13 protein-coding genes, 1 tRNA gene and 2 pseudogenes are annotated in these 17,472 nt (G+C 66.8%); 10 read left to right on the top strand and 6 right to left on the bottom strand.

Translation table 11 applies throughout. The features are described 5' to 3' along the window. Positions 1-724: 724 nt before the first annotated feature. Positions 725-809: transfer RNA gene (locus WS91_RS15700), tRNA-Leu, on the bottom strand. 1,012 nt (positions 810-1,821) lie between these two features. On the opposite strand from WS91_RS15700, the gene WS91_RS15695 reads away from it, so the two are divergent. The 5 genes and pseudogenes from WS91_RS15695 (at position 1,822) to WS91_RS15675 (ending at position 7,128) form a co-directional block, all read left to right on the top strand. Continuing rightward, positions 1,822-2,649, top strand: coding sequence for a p-hydroxycinnamoyl CoA hydratase/lyase (locus WS91_RS15695; RefSeq protein ID WP_038753182.1), 828 nt, complete (start codon positions 1,822-1,824; stop codon positions 2,647-2,649). A gap of 187 nt (positions 2,650-2,836) precedes the next feature. Then, positions 2,837-3,088: pseudogene (locus WS91_RS15690) on the top strand (aldehyde dehydrogenase family protein); the annotation flags it as partial. Further along, positions 3,085-4,962 carry a feruloyl-CoA synthase gene (locus WS91_RS15685; protein WP_059581833.1) on the top strand — a complete coding sequence of 626 codons (1,878 nt, stop codon included), beginning with the start codon at positions 3,085-3,087 and terminating at the stop codon, positions 4,960-4,962. The pseudogene WS91_RS15690 and the gene WS91_RS15685, both read left to right, overlap by 4 nt. 100 nt (positions 4,963-5,062) lie before the next feature. Beyond that, positions 5,063-5,407 (top strand): annotated as a pseudogene (locus WS91_RS15680) (hypothetical protein); the annotation flags it as partial. Beyond that, positions 5,404-7,128: a tannase/feruloyl esterase family alpha/beta hydrolase gene (locus WS91_RS15675; RefSeq protein WP_059670569.1), complete on the top strand. Its 1,725-nt coding sequence runs from the start codon at positions 5,404-5,406 to the stop codon at positions 7,126-7,128. The pseudogene WS91_RS15680 and the gene WS91_RS15675, both read left to right, overlap by 4 nt. A 94-nt stretch (positions 7,129-7,222) precedes the next feature. Here WS91_RS15675 and WS91_RS35925 read toward each other — a convergent pair whose 3' ends face one another. Continuing rightward, positions 7,223-8,107: a hypothetical protein gene (locus tag WS91_RS35925; RefSeq protein WP_156432378.1), complete on the bottom strand. Its 885-nt coding sequence runs from the start codon at positions 8,105-8,107 to the stop codon at positions 7,223-7,225. Positions 8,108-8,473: 366 nt separating this feature from the next. Here WS91_RS35925 and WS91_RS15655 point away from each other — a divergent pair, with 366 nt between their 5' ends. Continuing rightward, a complete protein-coding gene (locus WS91_RS15655) occupies positions 8,474-9,292 on the top strand; it encodes a hypothetical protein (protein ID WP_038753192.1) in 819 nt (272 codons plus the stop codon). Between the two features lie 145 nt (positions 9,293-9,437). Here the strand turns inward: WS91_RS15655 and WS91_RS15650 are convergent, their stop codons facing one another. Further along, positions 9,438-10,052 (bottom strand): TetR/AcrR family transcriptional regulator, encoded by a 615-nt coding sequence (locus tag WS91_RS15650; RefSeq protein WP_038753194.1) that lies wholly within the window; start codon positions 10,050-10,052, stop codon positions 9,438-9,440. Positions 10,053-10,167: 115 nt separating this feature from the next. Between WS91_RS15650 and WS91_RS15645 the strand changes: the two genes are divergently transcribed. Next, positions 10,168-10,605 (top strand): hotdog fold domain-containing protein, encoded by a 438-nt coding sequence (locus WS91_RS15645; RefSeq protein WP_059670564.1) that lies wholly within the window; start codon positions 10,168-10,170, stop codon positions 10,603-10,605. A gap of 172 nt (positions 10,606-10,777) precedes the next feature. Then, the gene (locus tag WS91_RS15640) at positions 10,778-11,875 is read left to right on the top strand and encodes a branched-chain amino acid ABC transporter substrate-binding protein (RefSeq protein WP_059670563.1); all 1,098 of its coding nucleotides are present in this window, start codon (positions 10,778-10,780) and stop codon (positions 11,873-11,875) included. Between the two features lie 83 nt (positions 11,876-11,958). On the opposite strand, the gene WS91_RS35920 is transcribed toward WS91_RS15640, so the two are convergent. Further along, positions 11,959-12,354: a hypothetical protein gene (locus WS91_RS35920; protein WP_152611805.1), complete on the bottom strand. Its 396-nt coding sequence runs from the start codon at positions 12,352-12,354 to the stop codon at positions 11,959-11,961. On the opposite strand from WS91_RS35920, the gene trhA reads away from it, so the two are divergent. Continuing rightward, the gene (gene trhA, locus WS91_RS15630; protein WP_038753201.1) at positions 12,349-12,969 is read left to right on the top strand and encodes a PAQR family membrane homeostasis protein TrhA; all 621 of its coding nucleotides are present in this window, start codon (positions 12,349-12,351) and stop codon (positions 12,967-12,969) included. The two genes, WS91_RS35920 and trhA, sit on opposite strands and share 6 nt — an antisense overlap. 114 nt (positions 12,970-13,083) lie before the next feature. Here trhA and WS91_RS15625 read toward each other — a convergent pair whose 3' ends face one another. Then, entirely contained in the window at positions 13,084-13,605 is a 522-nt protein-coding gene (locus WS91_RS15625) for a hypothetical protein (RefSeq protein WP_038753203.1), read from the bottom strand. A gap of 641 nt (positions 13,606-14,246) precedes the next feature. Then, positions 14,247-15,077, bottom strand: a complete 831-nt coding sequence (locus tag WS91_RS15620) for a lectin OAA family protein (protein WP_059581801.1) — start codon at positions 15,075-15,077, stop codon at positions 14,247-14,249. Positions 15,078-15,715: 638 nt separating this feature from the next. On the opposite strand from WS91_RS15620, the gene WS91_RS15615 reads away from it, so the two are divergent. Beyond that, on the top strand, positions 15,716-17,188 hold the full coding sequence (locus tag WS91_RS15615; RefSeq protein WP_226377310.1) for a hypothetical protein: 1,473 nt from the start codon (positions 15,716-15,718) through the stop codon (positions 17,186-17,188). Positions 17,189-17,472: the final 284 nt, after the last annotated feature.

Raw genomic sequence — 17,472 nt, 5'->3', positions numbered from 1 at the left:
CCTTTGCCTGCATTATCGCTGGCTCAGGCCCCGGGCATTCCACTTACCCGACTGTCCGAATTTGCGCGGCCACCTCTCATCCAGAACCTCGCCTCGGCGCGTTGGGGCGGGTTGGGCTAGCGAATCGCTGCGAAACCAGTAGCCATGCAGGCTGCCATCATCTCGCGAGCCCAAGGGCTGAGTTTTTGCGAAGGTCGGAAAGTCTGGCGATGATTTGAAGTCGCCGCGAAGGACGGAGCGTGCCAGTTCCTCGAGCACAACTCTGCTGTCCACGCCACACGGGGGTGGACAGCCGTCCTTCGGGCAGTACCAGAGTTCCACGCGCTCGATGTCTGACGCGCCGGCTCTGCGCGCTTGCCAATTTGAAAAAATGGAATGTCCAACCCGAGGAAGCGGTCATCGACCGATTGGCGCGTGTTGCCCTGCGCTCAGAGTCAGGTTCGGGTGCGCTCTGTTACTCGTCTTTCAGAAACACAAGCTCACACACCATGACGATGTGTATAGGCTATCGATTCCGGGGGGGATGTCCATGCCGGCTTATGTGCGGGTGAGAACCTGTCACCTCAGACCACTGCGTTGAAAATAATGGTCCGTAGCACTGCCGGCTCTCAGGGCATCTTCGCTTTGTTCGAAGAGCAACTCCGACCATAACCTTCCGTCTCGCGTTAGCGCTAGCTTCCCCGAGTGTCGCTCATGTTCAAAGCGCATGAGCGTGCAAATACTTTGGTGCCGACGGCGAGACTCGAACTCGCACAGCTTTCGCCACTACCCCCTCAAGATAGCGTGTCTACCAATTTCACCACGTCGGCATTTCAATGCAACCGGGATGCACTAGGTCCCGTATCGCGACAGCCTTGCCAGCCAGGACTTAGGCACGGCATTGTATTGTGCACCAAGGGCATGTTGAGATAAGAACCCGCACGCCTCTCGGCGCAACCCCTCAAGATAGTGCGTCTACCAATTCCGCCACCTGGGCAAGGGGCGCAATTGTAGCGGCTAAATGAATTCTTGTGAACTGTCTCGCAGCGGGAAAGCGGGAAAGCGGGAAAGCGGGAAAGCGGGAAAGCGAGACGATGCGACCTGGCCATGCGTTCCGCAGCGGCGACGCGATTGTCTTTGCGTTGGCGACGTCGGGCGGAATGGCGGCATGGGCCGGAATTCGGGCCGCCGTCCGATCCATCGTCCACCTTTCGTCTTTCACCTTGTTCCGGTATTCATGAAGCCGGCAGGGAGCGCGTAATTCGACTCGCGTGTCCAGCCGGGCAACTTGCTCCCGCCGCTTCGATTCGTCGTGAAGTGTTCCGCCGCGCGAGCGCGGTCGCACGATCCGAGCGGCTCCTTGTCGCGACGTTCATGATGGGGCGGCTTCGGAGCGCAAGCTGCTGTTCTTGCGATGCACCGATGTCGGTCGCGGCGTAGCGCTCGGGTCGGCGGCTCGTCGGAAAGGCGCGTTGATTGATGCGGCCGCGATGTTCGCCAATGTCCGTTTCGCCGTTCCTTCGGCAGGTCGGTCGCGCGGCGATCAAGCCGTGCTCGGCAGGACGGATAGTCAACAAGGAGCGCGGTCGCATCGACTCGCGGGCCGGCTTCTCAATCGGCCTCTCGCTTGGCTTTTCGCTCGGGCTCGCTACGCCTCGCGCGCCTCGCACGCAGCATGTCGACTTGCGCGTCTCCGAATGTCCCCGCCGGTCTCCCGCCATCGTTCTTCGTCCGATCGAGTGTTTGTCCGAGCCTCCGTCGATACAGCTTTACATGTCAGGTAACCTGATATTAAATGAGCGTCGAGCCGCGTATCGCGACGATGTCATTGGAGAAAGATCGATGAGTTATGAAGGTCGCTGGAAAACCGTCAAGGTGGTCGTCGAGGGGGGGATCGCGTGGGTCGCGCTGAATCGTCCCGACAAGCGCAACGCGATGAATCCCGCGCTGAACGCGGAGATGATCGACGTGCTGGAGACGCTCGAGCTGGACGCCGAGGCTCGGGTGCTCGTGCTGACGGGCGAGGGCGACGCGTGGACGGCCGGCATGGACCTGAAGGAGTACTTCCGCGAAGTCGACGCCGGCCCCGAAATCCTGCAGGAGAAGATCCGCCGCGACGCGAGCCGCTGGCAGTGGCAACTGCTGCGCATGTACGCGAAGCCGACGATCGCGATGGTCAACGGCTGGTGCTTCGGCGGCGGGTTCTCGCCGCTCGTCGCGTGCGATCTCGCGATCGCCGCCGACGAGGCGGTGTTCGGCCTGTCGGAGATCAACTGGGGCATTCCGCCCGGCAACCTCGTCAGCAAGGCGATGGCGGACACGGTCGGTCATCGTCGGGCGCTGTACTACATCATGACGGGCGAGACCTTCACCGGCCCGCAGGCCGCGCAGATGGGCCTCGTCAACCAGAGCGTGCCGCGCGCGCAACTGCGCGACGAGGTGCGCGCGCTCGCCGCGAAGCTGCTCGACAAGAATCCGGTCGTGCTGCGCAACGCGAAGCACGGCTTCAAGCGCTGCCGCGAGCTCACGTGGGAGCAGAACGAGGACTACCTGTACGCGAAGCTCGATCAGGCGCAACTGCGCGATCCCGAGCGCGGGCGCGAGCAGGGGCTCAAGCAATTCCTCGACGACAAGTCGATCAAGCCGGGGCTGCAGGCGTACAAACGTTGAGCCGAAGCCTCACGGGGCGCCGCGCTTGCGACAGCGTGACAGCGTGACAGCGTGACAGCACGCCAACGCGCCAACGCGACACGCGGCGCCGAAACGAGACGGACTGGAGACAACGATGACCGACAGACGGATGTTGATCGGCGGCGCATGGCGCGCGGCCGAAGACGGCGCGACGTTCGAGCGGCACGATTCGGTGACGGGCACGCTCGCGTCGCGCGCGCCGGCCGCGGGCGTCGCACGCGCGCTCGCCGTCGCGCGGCGGATCGAATCGGGAATCTGCCACGTGAACGGGCCGACCGTTCACGACGAAGCGCAGATGCCGTTCGGCGGCGTGAAGCCGAGCGGCTACGGGCGCTTCGACGGCGCGGCGTCGATCGCGGAATTCATCGGGTTGCGCCGGATCACCGCGCAGACCGCGCCGCGCGCGTTTCCGATATGAGCGCGGAGGGCTTCGCCGTGTCCCGTCTTTTCTCCGATGCGCCGCGCTATCGGAGCGCGGACGTCGCGCGCGGCGCCGCGCACGTCGAGCCCGACGGCGACGGCTGGCGCATGCGCGCCGCCGAGCCGCTCGGCGCGTACCCCGAGCGCCTGACCGACTGCCTCGCCGCGGGCGCGCGCGATCATCCGGCGCGCGTGCTCGCCGCGCAGCGCGGCGCCGACGGCCGCTGGATCGAGATCACGTACGCGCAGATGCTCGAGCGCGCCCGCGCGCTCGGCGAAGGGCTGCTCGCGCTCGACCTGTCCGCCGAGCGGCCGCTCGCGATCCTGTCCGGCAACGATCTCGCGCATCTGCAGCTCGGCTTCGCGGCGATGCTCGCGGGGATTCCGTACGCGCCGGTGTCGCCCGCGTATTCGCTCGTGTCGACCGATTTCGGCAAGCTCCAGTACACGCTCGGCGTGCTGAAGCCGGGCGCGGTGTTCGCCGCCGACGGCGACGCGTTCGCCGCCGCGCTCGCCGCGGCCGCGCCGGCCGACGCCGCGGTGATCGTCGCGCGCGGCGCGCCGCCGCCGCGAGGCCGCCCGGCGCCGTTCGAGCGCTTGCTCGACACGCGGCCGCGCACGATCGACGCCGCGCACGCGCGCGTCACCGCCGATACGCTCGCGAAGATCCTGTTCACGTCGGGCTCGACGAAGCAGCCGAAGGCGGTGCCGACGACGCACCGGATGATGTGCAGCAACCAGCAGATGTTGCGCCAGACGATGCCGGAGCTCGCGCGCACGCCGCCCGTGCTCGTCGACTGGCTGCCGTGGAATCACACGTTCGGCGGCAGCCACAACGTCGGCATCGCGCTCTACAACGGCGGCACGCTGTACATCGACGACGGCCGGCCGACGCCCGAGCGCTTCGGCGAGACGGTGCGCAACCTGCGCGAGATCTCGCCGACGATCCATTTCAACGTGCCGAAGGGCTGGGAGGAGCTGACGGCCGCGCTCGAGCGCGACGCCGCGCTGCGCGCGTCGTTCTTCGCGCGCGTGAAGCTGTATTTCTTCGGCGGCGCGGGGCTGTCGCAAGCCGCGTGGGAGCGGCTCGACCGCGTGACGCAGGCGCATTGCGGCGAGCGGATTCGAATTCTCGCCGGGCTCGGGATGACGGAGACATCGCCGTCGTGCCTGTTCACGACGGGGCCCGTCACGGGCGCGGGCTACATCGGGCTGCCCGCGCCCGGCTGCGACGTGAAGCTCGCGCGCTGCGGCGACAAGCTCGAGCTGCGCTTCAAGGGGCCGAACGTGATGCGCGGCTACTGGCGCGCGCCGGCCGATCCGGGCGGCGTGTTCGACGGCGACGGCTACTACAGGAGCGGCGACGCCGCGCGCTTCGTCGATCCCGCGCGCCCCGAGCTCGGGCTGATGTTCGACGGGCGCCTCGCCGAGGACTTCAAGCTGAGCTCGGGCACGTTCGTGAGCGTCGGGCCGCTGCGCGCGCGGGCGGTGTCGGCGGGCGCGCCGTACGTGCAGGACGTGGTCGTCACGGGACTGAATCGCGACGACATCGGCCTGCTCGTGTTCCCGCGGCTCGACGCGTGCCGGCGGCTCGCGGGGATCGCGGGCGACGCCCCGGCCGCGCAGGTGCTCGCGTCGCCGGCGGTGCGCGCGCAGTTCGCCGGATGGCTCGCGCGGCTCAACGAAGCGGCGACGGGCAGCGCGTCGTTCGTCGCGCGCGTGTGCCTCCTCGATGCGCCGCCGTCGCTCGATCTCGGCGAGATCACCGACAAAGGCTCGATCAATCAGGCGTCCGTGCAGCGGCATCGCGCGGCGCTGATCGACGCGCTGTACGCGCAGGCGCAGGCCGATCCGCTCGCGATCGTCGCGTAGCGGACCGAAGCGCCGAGTGGAATCGAGCCGAACCGGATCGAATCGAACCGGATCGGCAAGTCGGGTCGCATGCGGCGCGCGCCGAGACCGCCTGCCCGGCATGCGCACCGATCCGTTCTTCGTCGGCGCCGCGTACCGGGCCGCGCCGTTGCGCGCACTCGACGGCGAGGGCTACCGGATCGTCGATGCGCGGCACCACCCGCGAGCCACGTTGGCGATGCCGCGCGCGACCTGCTCGCTGTCGAAGCGCACGGCCGTCTACGCGCGGACCGCGCATCTATGGAACGGCGCGCACGCGCGCTACTCGGTGAGCGGCGGCGGCGGTGGCGGCACGAAGCACGCGCCCGGCATCGGCCGGCTCGGCGCAATGGCAGGCATTCGCCAGCTGTTCCGAGCCCGCGCCATTCGTCTGTCATCCGAATTTTTCGCATGGAGCCGAAGATGAAATCCAAGCACATCGCGCGTCGCGTTCGCCTGCTCGCCGCGCCGCTCGCATGCGCCGCGCTGCAGGGCTGCGGCGTCGTCGTCGATTCCGCGCTGCCGCGCCTCGCCGCCGCGACGCCTGCCGCGATGACCGAAACCTGCGGCACGCTCGCCGCGAAGCTGCGCTTTCCGAACACCGCGTTCACGTCGGTCGCGACCGCGGCGGCGGGCGCGCTCCGCATCGCCGGCAAGCCGATCGGCGAGCATTGCGTGATCGAGGGCAAGATGAACGAGCGGGTGAGCGCGGTCGACGGGCAGACGTATGCGATCGGCTTCGAGATGCGGCTGCCGAAGGCGTGGAACGGCCGCTTCTTCTATCAGGCGAACGGCGGGCTCGACGGCAACGTCGTGACCGCGACGGGCGACATCGGCGGCGGCGGGCCGCTCGACAACGCGCTCAGGATGGGCTTCGCGGTGATCAGCTCCGACGCGGGGCACGGCGCGAAGCAGAATCCGCGCTTCGGCGTCGATCCCGGCGCGCGGCTCGATTACGGCTATCGCGCGGTCGATGCGCTGACGCCGATGGCGAAGCAGGTGATCCGGATCGCGTACGGCAAGGCGCCGGAGCGCAGCTACTTCGTCGGCTGCTCGAACGGCGGCCGGCATGCGATGGTCGCGGCGGCGCGCAACGCGGGCGAATACGACGGCGTCATCGCGGGCGATCCGGGCTTCCATCTGCCGAAGGCGGCGATCGGCGAGATGTTCGGCGCGCAGCAGTTCGCGCGGATCGCGACCGCGACGACCGCGTCGGGCCAGCCGGACCTCCGCAGCGGCTTCACCGACGCCGAGCGGCGGTTCGTCGCGAGCCGCATTCTCGCGAAGTGCGACGCGCTCGACGGCGTTGCCGACGGGCTCGTCGAGGACGTCGCCGCCTGCCAGGCGCACTTCGATCTGAACGCCGACGTGCCGGCCTGCGCGAACGGCGCGCGCACCGGCCAATGCCTGAGCGCCGCGCAGAAGCGCGCGCTCGCGAACGTGTTCGCCGGCGCGCGCAACGGCGCGGGCGACGCGCTGTACGCGAGCTTTCCTTTCGACGCGGGCGTGAGCGGCGGCAACTGGGCCGAATGGAAGCAGGGCAATTCGGTGACGCTCGATCCGGGCGCGGCGGCGTTCACGTTCACGACGCCGCCGCGGCCCGCGTCGGTGCTCGCGAACCTCGAGGCGTACGCGCTCGGCTTCGACATGGACCGCGACGCGCCGGCGATCTTCGCGACGAGCGGCGTGTACGTGGAATCCGCGTGGTCGTTCATGACGCCGCCCGACGAGGCGAACCTGTCCGCGCTGAAGCGGCGCGGCGGCAAGCTGATCGTCTATCACGGCACGAGCGACCCGGTGTTCTCTTCGAACGACACGACCGACTGGTACGCGCGCGTGATGCAGGCGAACGGCGGCGACGCGAGCGACTTCGCGCGTTTTTTTCGCGTCGCGGGGATGAACCATTGCTCGGGCGGGCCGGCCGCCGACCAGTTCGACATGCTGACGCCGCTCGTTGCGTGGGTCGAGGCGGGCCGCGCGCCCGACGCGATCGTCGCGACCGCGCGCGACGCGTCGAACGCGGCGCCGAATCCGGACGTGCCGGCGTCGTGGGGCGCGGGGCGCACGCGGCCGCTGTGCCCTTATCCGCGCGTCGCGCGCTACGACGGGGGCGACGTGAATTCGGCGGCGAGCTTCAGTTGCCGATAGCGGCGGTTCGCGCACGCGCCGAGCGCCGCGCGGGCGGGCGCGCGGCGGCCATGGGGCGCGTCCGGATTCGCACGCTCGAATTCTTGCGCGCCGCTTATAACGTGCGCGTCGGCGGGCAGCCGAGCGCCGCGTCCGCGACGGCCGCCGCGCGCATCGACACGATCGCGCCGGACCCGCCGGACCCGCCGATGTGAGGTTCGTCGAATGGGAAGCGTTGACGAGCGCGCTCCAGCAGCCGGCGCCATGGACGCTCGCCGGCACGAAGCGGGCGCCGATGGCGCGGGTCTTCGATTTTTCGAGGCCGTGACGCGCGGCTGCGGCGGAATGCGCATCCTTCACCGGGCTGGGCTGGGCGCGGTCGGCGCGTGAATGTCGACGACCGGACGACCAGACCAGCAGTCGACCTGGCGTCGTAGCGCTCCTTGCCGATATGCGTCGGCGCGCAGGTCGCGGAGCATCGGCATGACCCTCGGCCCGCGTTATTGGCGGCCAAAATCATATCGGCATGCGACATTGATTCTCGCCGATATTTCGACCACTCTTGAAAATCCGCGGCGAGGCGCTCGACTGTTTTGGGGCGATGCGATGCGATGCGATGCGCCGTCGCCAGTCCGTCGCGGGGCGAGGCGGCTTCCGGCCGAGACGGAAGCGGGCGTGCGGCGATCTCGCGAATGAGATTGTTCTCGAATTCGAATTCGAATTCGCCGATGCGACGCGCCAGTTCGCGTCGCGGCGGCGATGCGGACCGGCGCATGCGAGCCGGCGCCGAGCGGGGCCTCGGTGTGCTTTCCGCTTGATCGGGATTCGAATCGACGCCGCCGATTCGGAGCGGTTTCAAGAGCGGCTGGTGAGCGGCCTGTAATGCGCGGCGCTCGCCGTCAGCCGCGATGTCCGGCTCCTTGCGGGCCTCGAGGCGCGCGATGGCCGTCGGGCATCCGGTCCGGGCGTTCGTCGGGCGGCTTCCGGCGTGCGCGGCCACGCCAGTCACGCGCCGGCAGCGCGGGCATCGCCGTATCGTTCGAATCGACGCGGCCGACGCGGTCGATTTGGTCGATTCGGCCGGGCGGTCGCGGCAACGGAGTGCGCGACGACGCCGTCGGCTCCGCACGCCGGCCGGCGATTGAGCGCATCGATGCGCCGCCGGGAGCAACGAACGGCGATGAAGGGCGACGAACGGCGACGAAGATCGACGAGGAGCGACGAAGCATCGCAAGAGAACGCAACCGCAGCGCCGTCGGATGCGAACCGACCGTTGCGTCTCGCTGAACGTCGGCGCCGATCGGCGCCGCATTCGATTGAATCGGCAGAAGCCGCGCAACCGCACTTTCTACAGTGGAGGACCGCGATGAGTTTTCTGAACTACGGCACCCGGACGACCCCGCGCTGGACGATCGACCAGCCGATCTTCACGATCGTGCGCGCCCGTCAGGGCCGGCAGGCGACGTATGTTCCGGGGCGCCAATTCGGCGCGTCGTGCGCATCCGTGTTGCTCGGGCCCGATCTGAAGATGCCCGGCCAGGGGCGTCACAACCCGCCGCAAGTGGGCGGCGCGCCGTGGGACGTCGTGATGGCGGGCGGCCCGGCGCTGACGTTCGTTCAGGACGAGAACCCGAGCTACCGGCCGTGGGTGCGCGGGCACCTGATCAACGGCGGCTGGGGCGGCTCGGGCCGGGACTGGCGCAATCTCACGCCGCTGACTCATTCGGCCAACATGAATCACAAGACGGTCGAGACGTACATCAACAACTTTCTGGAACTGAGCCGCCAGTACGAGGCGAGCGGCCGGCGCGACGCGTGGTACGGCGTTTACTACTGCGTCCAGTGCGCGGCGGACCCGTTCGCGTTGAATCCCGGCGCGACCGATCTGTACACGTATGCGCCGAGCTTCATCCGGATCGGCTGGCGCGCGGTGCGTATCGACAAGCCGGTCGGCGGCAGCACGGCGCTCGGCGTGGCCCAGCTGGCGGTCAACGAATTGACGGCCGGCGCGCTGAATGCTGCGCCGGTGCTTCCGTTTGCCCCGCCGGCGCGCGCGTGGGGACCGAGTCCGACGCTGCCGCTCGGCGAGCGCCCGGGCGATCCGGTGCTCGGCTCGTTTCCGGGCGACTGCCCGCCCGCGGCCGGGAACGGCTTCGACGGCTGGGTCGAGGTCCATCAGGGGTAGCCCGCGCGCCGCTTCACCTTCGCCTCCGCCGTCGCCGTCGCCGCCGTCGCCGTCGCCGCCGCGATCAGGTCGCGATCAGGCCACGAACGGGCTACGAATGGGCTACGAATGAGCCACGCGCGGCGGCGGCCGCACGACCGGCGCCTTACTTCGACACCGACCGCCATGCCGCGACGGCGAGCTCGTCCCGATACTTGACGGGCGTCGCCTTGACCCGGCCGCTCAGCCACGCGCGACAGTAATTCTCCGATTGGCCGACGATCAGCGACGGCAGCAGTTCGGCCGGCCATTGCGCCATCTCGTCGCGCCCCGGCGCCTGCGCGAACCAGGCGAGCACGCGGCGATTGCGCGAGCGGTTCTTTTCGGCCAGCTCGTCGGCGCGCGGCCCCGACGCGACCGCCGTGCGCGCCATGAACTGGAACCGCGCGAACTCGGGCTGCGCGCTGACCCAGTCGACATAGCTGTGGACGAGCGCGGTGACGCCTTCCCGCGCGGTCGTCGCGCGCCCGAGATAGTCGGCGAGCAGTTGCGCCTGATCTTCGATCGCGCACAGGAAGAGCGCGGCGATCAGCCCGTCCTTGTTGCCGAAGTGGTGATAGATGTTGCCGACGCTGGTGTCGCAGCGCTCGCGGATCATCTCGATCGTCGTCGGTTCGAGCCCGTGGTCGTTGAAGCAGGCGAGCGAGGTCGCGAGGATCGTGCGCTTCAGGGTGGCGCGGCGGCCGGGAAACTGCCGCGTCAGGATGTCGAGGGTAGGCAAGCTGGGTCGCGAAGGAAAAACGAGGGTCACGCAATGGTACCTTGACGCCGGTCGCGGAAACAGAATATTCTTCCGCAACAGAACATTGTTCTGTTTTGCCGATACAGGAGACGACATGAGCCAGGTTCTCGATATGTTCAACGCGGCCGGGGCCGCGCAATTCAGCAAGATGGTTTGCCAGATGGCGCCGTATTTCGGCACGATCGAGCCGGAGGTCGTCGGGTTGCAGCCGGGGCGCGCAGAGGCGAAGGTCGGCTTCCGGCGCGAGATCACCAATCACATCGGCACGGTCCATGCGATCGCGCTGTGCAACGCGGCCGAGCTGGTCGCGGGGCTGATGACCCAGGTGTCGATTTCGGACGGCCTGCGCTGGATTCCGAAGGGCATGACCGTCGAATACCTGGCGAAGGCGAAGACCGACGTGACGGCCGTGGCCGACGGCGCGGCCGTCGACTGGCAGAGCGAAGGCGACAAGATCGTGCCGGTCGAGATCACCGACGCCGACGGCAACACCGTGTTCACCGCGCGGATCACGATGAACATCAAGGCCTGACGCTTCCGGCGCCGCGCGGGGCGCCTGCGCCTGCGGCGCGAAGGCGCTCCGCGCGGCTCGCTGCAACGAATTTTGACCGGGTATCATCCGATCATATGATCAACGCCCGACCAACAAGGAGACTGCAGTGAGAAGGAAAACCGACAAACTGTTGCCGATCAGCGCGGCTGCGATGGTGATGGCCGTTGCCGCGACTCATGCGATGGCCGACCAGGTCGTGAAGATCGGCAGCGCCGAGCCTTTGACGGGGGGCATCGCCCACCTCGGCAAGGACAACGAGAACGGCGCGCGCCTCGCGATCGAGGAGATCAACGCGAAGGGCCTCACGATCGGCGGCCAGAAGATCACGCTCCAGCTCGACGCGCAGGACGACGCGGCCGACCCGCGCACCGCGACGCAAGTCGCGCAGAAGCTCGTCGACGACAAGGTCGCCGCAGTCGTCGGCCACCTGAATTCGGGCACGTCGATCCCGGCGTCGAAGATCTACAGCGACGCGGGCATCGTGCAGATCTCGCCGTCGGCGACGAACCCGGCCTACACGCAGCAAGGTTTCAAGACGACGTACCGCGTCGTCGCGACCGACGCGCAGCAAGGCCCGGCGCTCGCGAACTACGCGCATTCGAAGGGGATCAAGACGGTCGCCATCGTCGACGATTCGACGGCGTACGGCCAGGGGCTCGCGAACGAATTCGAGAAGCGGGCGAAGGCGCTCGGCCTGAAGGTGCTGTCGCACGACGCGACGAACGACAAGGCGGTCGATTTCCGCGCGATCCTGACGAAGATCAAGGGCACGAATCCCGACGCGATCATGTACGGCGGCATGGACGCGACGGGCGGCCCGTTCGCGAAGCAGGCGAAGCAACTCGGCCTGCGCGCGAAGGTTTTCTCGGGCGACGGCGTGTGCACCGAGCAGTTGCCCGCGCTCGCGGGCGCCGCGGCCGACAACGTCGTGTGCTCGCAAGCGGGCGCGGCGCTCGAGAAGATGCCGGGCGGCGCGGCGTTCCAGGCGAAGTACGAGAAGCGCTTCAACCAGCCGATCCGCTTCGACGCGCCGTTCACGTACGACGCGGTGTACATCGTCGTCGATGCGATGAGGCGCGCGAACTCGACCGATCCGGCGAAGATTCTCGCCGTGATGCCGAAGACGAACTATACGGGCGTGATCGGCACGACGGTCTTCGATGCGAAGGGCGACCTGCAGCACGGCGTGATTTCGCTGTACGACTTCAAGGGCGGCAAGAAGACCTTCCTCGATCAGGTCACGATGTAGTTGAGCCGCGCGGCGGCGTTGGCCGCCGGGTTTGCCGGCGGCACGAAACGGGCGGGCACCGGACGTGGCGCCCGCCCGTTTTTTCATCTGGCGGGCGGGGCGAAGAGGATGCGCCGCCGACGCGCAACCACGCCGATCGACGCCGCCGTCAAGGGGCGCGCACATTCGTTCGACGCCTTGCGGCCGGCCACCCGCTTCGTCGGTGCCGCGCGCGCCGTGACCGCGAAAATCGCGAAGCCGCGTGTCGGGCGGAGCGCGAAGCGACGGCGGCCGCGCACGTCGACGGCATCGCGCGGGCCTGGGCCGGCCGCATCCGGACCCCGCACGGCGGGCTCTCGGCTCGCCGGACGGGCGTCGGCGCGCATCGATTTGATCTGAAGCCCCTTCGGCGAACCAGGCCGCACCGCTTTCTTCTCGGGACCGGTATCATCTGAGCTATTTGTCTTGGCGAAACCGTGCGGGGGATTGGCGTCGTGCATGTCGGTGAGCGTTTCAACAGCATTACCCATCTCGTGGGCGCGGTGTTGTCGGTAGCGGGGCTCGCCACGCTGGTGACGATGGGCGCCCTCGACGGCGACGCATACAAGGTGGTGAGCTTCAGCGTGTACGGCGCGATGCTGTGCGTGCTCTACGCGATCTCGACGCTCTACCACAGCGTGCGCGGCCCGCGCCTGAAAGCCATTCTGCAGAAGTGCGATCATTCGGCGATCTATTTGCTGATCGCAGGCAGCTACACCCCGTTCACGCTGGTCACGCTGCGCGGGCCGTGGGGGTGGTCGCTGTTCGGCGTGAGCTGGGGGCTCGCCGCGCTCGGCATCGTGCAGGAGCTCACGCTCGGACGGCGCACGCGCAGCATTTCGATGGCGCTGTACGTCCTGATGGGTTGGCTCGCGCTCGTCGCGATCCGCCCGCTGATCCACGCGCTTCCTGCGGCGGGAACGGCGTGGCTCGTCGCGGGCGGCGTCATCTATAGCGCCGGCATCTACTTCTTCATCAACGACGAGCGCATCCGTCACGGGCACGGCATCTGGCATCTGTTCGTTCTGGCGGGCAGCCTGTGCCAGTTCGTCAGCGTTGCGGGCTACGTCGCGTGACGCGAAGCGGGGCGCCCGATCGCCGATTTGCCGGCGCGTGCGGCTCGTTCGGCTCGTGCGGCTCGTTCGGCTTGTGCGGCTCGTGCGGCTCGTGCGGGCGCCGCCGCGCTCGGTTCACCCGCCATGAACGCCGATAACGTCCTCGTGCACGTTCCATCCGCCTTCCACGTGCGTTTTCGCCGCGCCGTCGCGACCCAGTGAAGCGTGAAGCCCTGTGATCTGCGCGGCGGCGTGACGTCCCATATCGGCGATTCCGCTTGCGGCCAGCCGGTTTTGCCAAATGGACTGATCGCCGTTCCGAGCGGCCTCGGTTTCCATCCGGCATAGCTCGGTCAGGTTCTCGCTCGTCATCGGCTGCTCGCGCAATTCCGCCATCGCCGGATTGTCGTGCGCCGCGTCGACCAACGCCGGCGACGCACCGGTCGTGGCGGCAAACGCCGCAGCCGCGGCGTTCTGGAGTTCGCCGACGGTGCCTCTCTTGGCAAGCGGCATCAGTCCGCTCAGCGCGCCGTCCGATTGCTTGCGTTGAATCTGATGCGCCGGTGCTTTCGAATCAGCGTTCGTCCTGGAATTCGAATCGGTGGCGGATACCGACGTGACCGACGATCCGCCGCTTGTTGAAATACTCGAGCCCATGCCATCTCCTTGATTGTGTCGCCTGCCGTCGCGCAGCGACAGATATGGTGTTGCGAGTATCGCCGGGGGGCGCAGATCGATTCGCCGTGCCGGAAGTCACGTCGCGAAACGCGAACATCCTGACGCGATCAGATATGGCGGGATGGGCTCACTGGCGGGACCGCTCGCGAAGCAGCGAGACAGCGAAGCGGTAAGGCGACGAAGCGGTAAAGCAGTAAAGCGATAAAGCAGTAAAGCAATGAAGCAATGAAGCAGCCCGAGCGGCGCGCGAAGGTTTTCTCGAGCGACGGCGTGTACGCCGAGCAGCCGTGCGCGCATGCGTGCGTCGCGGCCAAGAACGTCGTGTGCCCGCAAGCGGGCCGAACCCCGCGGCGTCGAGCTTCCGTACGACACGTTTCAACGAGCCTTACGCGTCTCCGGTTTTGGGAAAGGCGAACGCACACCTGCGTGCGTCGGCATCGCGCGATCGAGATATCGATGGATTCCCGCGAGCCGCGGATACGAAAACGACGTTCTCGAGCGCCGTCCGCAGACGCGCGCCCGGAACGCCGAAGCAACGGCCTCGTGAATCGCCCCGTTCGCCATGACGCCGGCGGGCGAGCGGGACGACTGGAGCGGTGTAACCTCGAGCCTTGCCGACGTTATTGCGGCAATGCCGTGGCGCGGAAGCCGATCGGGCCCTCGCCGCTGTAGGTCATGGTGCCGTGGAACGTGTTGCCGTTGTCGCCGGAGGTGATGTAGAGCTCGACGACGTTTTGGCCCGAGCGGCAGCCGAGCAGCCAGACGCCGCCCGGATGCCACGGAGCGGACGTGCCGCCCCACTGATTCTCGACCGCGTAGTTGTTGCCCGTGACCGCATTCCCCTTGAAGCCGATCGGGCCCTCGCCGGCATAGGTCATGTTCCCGTTCAGGGTCTTGCCGTTGTCCGTCGAGCCGATGCTCACCGCGACGACGGCCTGGTCACGCGCGCCGATCACCCAGACGCCGCCGTTGTGCCACGGCGCTGTCGAGCCGCCCCATTGATTTTCGACCGCGTACACGCCGCCGTCGGCCTGCTGGCTCTTGAAGCCGATCGGGCCTTCGCCCGCATAGGTCATCGTGCCCGCGAGATTCGCGCCCTGGTCGCCGGATTCGAGTTTGAGCGCCACCACGTTCTGATTGGAGCGCCCGCCGATGATCCACGTGCCGCCCGGGTGCCAGGGCGCCGAGCTTCCGCCCCATTGATTTTCGACGTTGTACGTATTGCATTGCGTGAGCGTCGCCCTGAAGCCGATCGGGCCTTCGCCGGCATAGGTCATCGTGCCGGTGAGCGTTCTTCCGCCATCAGCGGATTTGATGTCGATCGCCACGACGTTCTGACCGGAACGGCATCCGAGCACCCACATGCCACCCTCATGCCACTGGGCCGACGAGCCGCCCCATTGATTCTGTACGTGCTGCAGATTGTTGAAGCCCTTGCTGGTCTTTGCCATTGTTATCTCCGGTGATAGTACGGGTGACGCGGGAGTTCAACCCGCGTGCGGAGAACGGCCTTGCACATGGATTGTCGTTGTTGCGCCCGTCGTCCTGTTCCAGAAGGCGAGCGCCGTGGCAGCGCGATCGACTATGGGCAAGGCACGGGCGCTTTTGCAATTGCACGGCCGATCAAACGAGATGGCCACGATCTACCTGCATGATGAGTCGATTTGTTTCTCGCAGGCGATCGACGCTGCGGCTCGTTCTCAAAAAAAGTAGTTCAGCTTCGACCCTCTCACAACTACTAGAACCCGTAGGTATGCGGCGGATTCCGCGATGGCGTGGCTGCCCTGACACCGGCGCCGGGCCGAGGCCGAATCGAACGCACGGCAGGGCATTGCTCCTCGAGATACCTACCATTACTGAGAGGCGCCTGTCCTCGAGCGATGGCCTAGACTTCACTCATTTCACCTGGCCTCGCGCGCGAACTTTCGAGTCGGCACCGGTACTCGTCATATCACGCGCGCGCCGGCGCATCGGCGCATCAGATCAGCTTCGACACCGAACTTTTTCCGGTGTGGGCGTGCGGCGCGCCATGTGCATCATCCGCTAGAGCGACTTTCGCATACTTCAAAAACGATGGATGGGATGCCTAATGAATTCGTCCGGTGCCATTCGAGAGGAACCGCAAGCCGCTCATCGGGAAAAAGTCCTGTTCGGAATTTCAATGGACGGCGTGCTGGCTTCCGGCATCACCGAGGAGTTTTTGAAAGTCGCGTCGATTTTCAATGGGCACGGCTATCGAACGTATCTCGATCTCGGCTATGACATCAGGAGCGATAAGGGCGATTTCTTTCGGCCTTACGCGAACGAAGCCGAGGCGTTGCCTGATTGGCTCGCGTTGGCGCGCATCCGAGGTCTCGCCGAGGTGAGAGGCTACACGCAGCGTCTGGTCCGGGAAATGCTGGAGCAGATCCGCGATGGGGACGGCGAGCGAATACGCCGATGCCTCGGCGGAGCCATCGTGCCTCGGATTGCCGCATCGATCGTGGATACCTGGCGGCGTCTGGATGTTTCGGTCGTCATCGTGGAGAACGGGTCGCTGCCGGAGAATCTGCTGTTCTCCGAGGCTTTGCGTCTGGCAATCGAGCAGTACGGGCGCGAAAAGCGCAAGGGGCCGTTCGTGCTCTGGCGGGATCACGATCTGATGTGGTTCAGCGAAAGCGAGAAATACGGAGGGCCTGCGTTCGAACACATTCCGAAGCCGCCCGTCTCGAAGTACATCCGATACGCGACCCTCACGAACACCGCCAGAAAGCGGTTCAACGAGTGGGCCCCGCACATCGATGCGACCGTGTTGCCGAACTGCTTTCGGTTCGAGCAAGCCGCAATCGACGACGCCAATCGGCATTTTCGTGCGCACTACGGCATTCCCGCCGATGCGCTGCTGATCGCGCGGTGTACTCGGGTCATTCCGCAAAAAAGGCTGGATAGAGACATTTTCCTTTTGCATGCGTTGCGCGAATCGATGCGTTCGTCGGGCAGCGAGCGGTCCGTTTATCTCTTCGTGACTGGGCCGACCGGCGAACACGAAGAGGAGCATGGCCGACTGTCCCGCATGGCGATCGAGCTGGGAGTCGACGCACAGGTCATCTACGGAAACGGACTGTTGCCGTGCTCGGCGCTGTGTCGCCCGTCGAATCGCGCGTCGCGGGAGCCCCAGTATTCCGTCGGTGATCTTCTGGCGCACGCCGATCTGAGTTCGTTTCTGACCTCGTACGATTACGAAGGCTTCGGCAATCCTCCCGCCGAGGCCAGCGCCCAACAGCGCCCGTTCATCAGCAGCACCTATGAGCTGTACGACGAGGTATACGGGGAAAAGGGGTTCAAGAGCCTGCTTTTGCGCACGCGGAAGGATTGGGATGGAATGCCCGACGGCGCCTATGCGCACGCCGTGCGGGAGCTTCTGCTCGACGAACGACGGCGGCAACGATGGGCTCGTTTCAACTTCGAGCTCGGCAGAAGGCACTTTTCCCTGGAGTTCTTGCGGCGCCGGCTTCGCGCATGCCTGCCCGGCGCGCTCGATAGTGCGTCATCCGAAACGATGCGTGATGCAATCAGTGCCTAGGGCCTGTTCCCGCTAATCACGGGCTTGCGAACGTGCCTTTGCGCCCGCAGGGCAAGGAGAGAGGAGGCGCAATAGCCGTCGGCTATTGCAACGACGAACGACGCCGCTATGCGGGCGCAAAGGCACGTTCCCGTGACCGAAAAAAATCCGTCGAGGGGCTGGCCGCCAGAAGGGCCGATCGCTGCGTCATGCTCCTCGCGAATACGTCGAGTATTCGCTTCGTCGCAATCCTTGCGCTCGGCCCTTCTGGCGGCCAGCGCAAGCCCGTTATTAGCGGGAACAGG

Origin of the sequence: Burkholderia sp. MSMB1498, assembly GCF_001526245.1 — a bacterium.
In the GTDB taxonomy this organism is placed as follows: domain Bacteria; phylum Pseudomonadota; class Gammaproteobacteria; order Burkholderiales; family Burkholderiaceae; genus Burkholderia; species Burkholderia savannae.
This window is presented reverse-complemented; position numbering and strand designations above follow the sequence as displayed.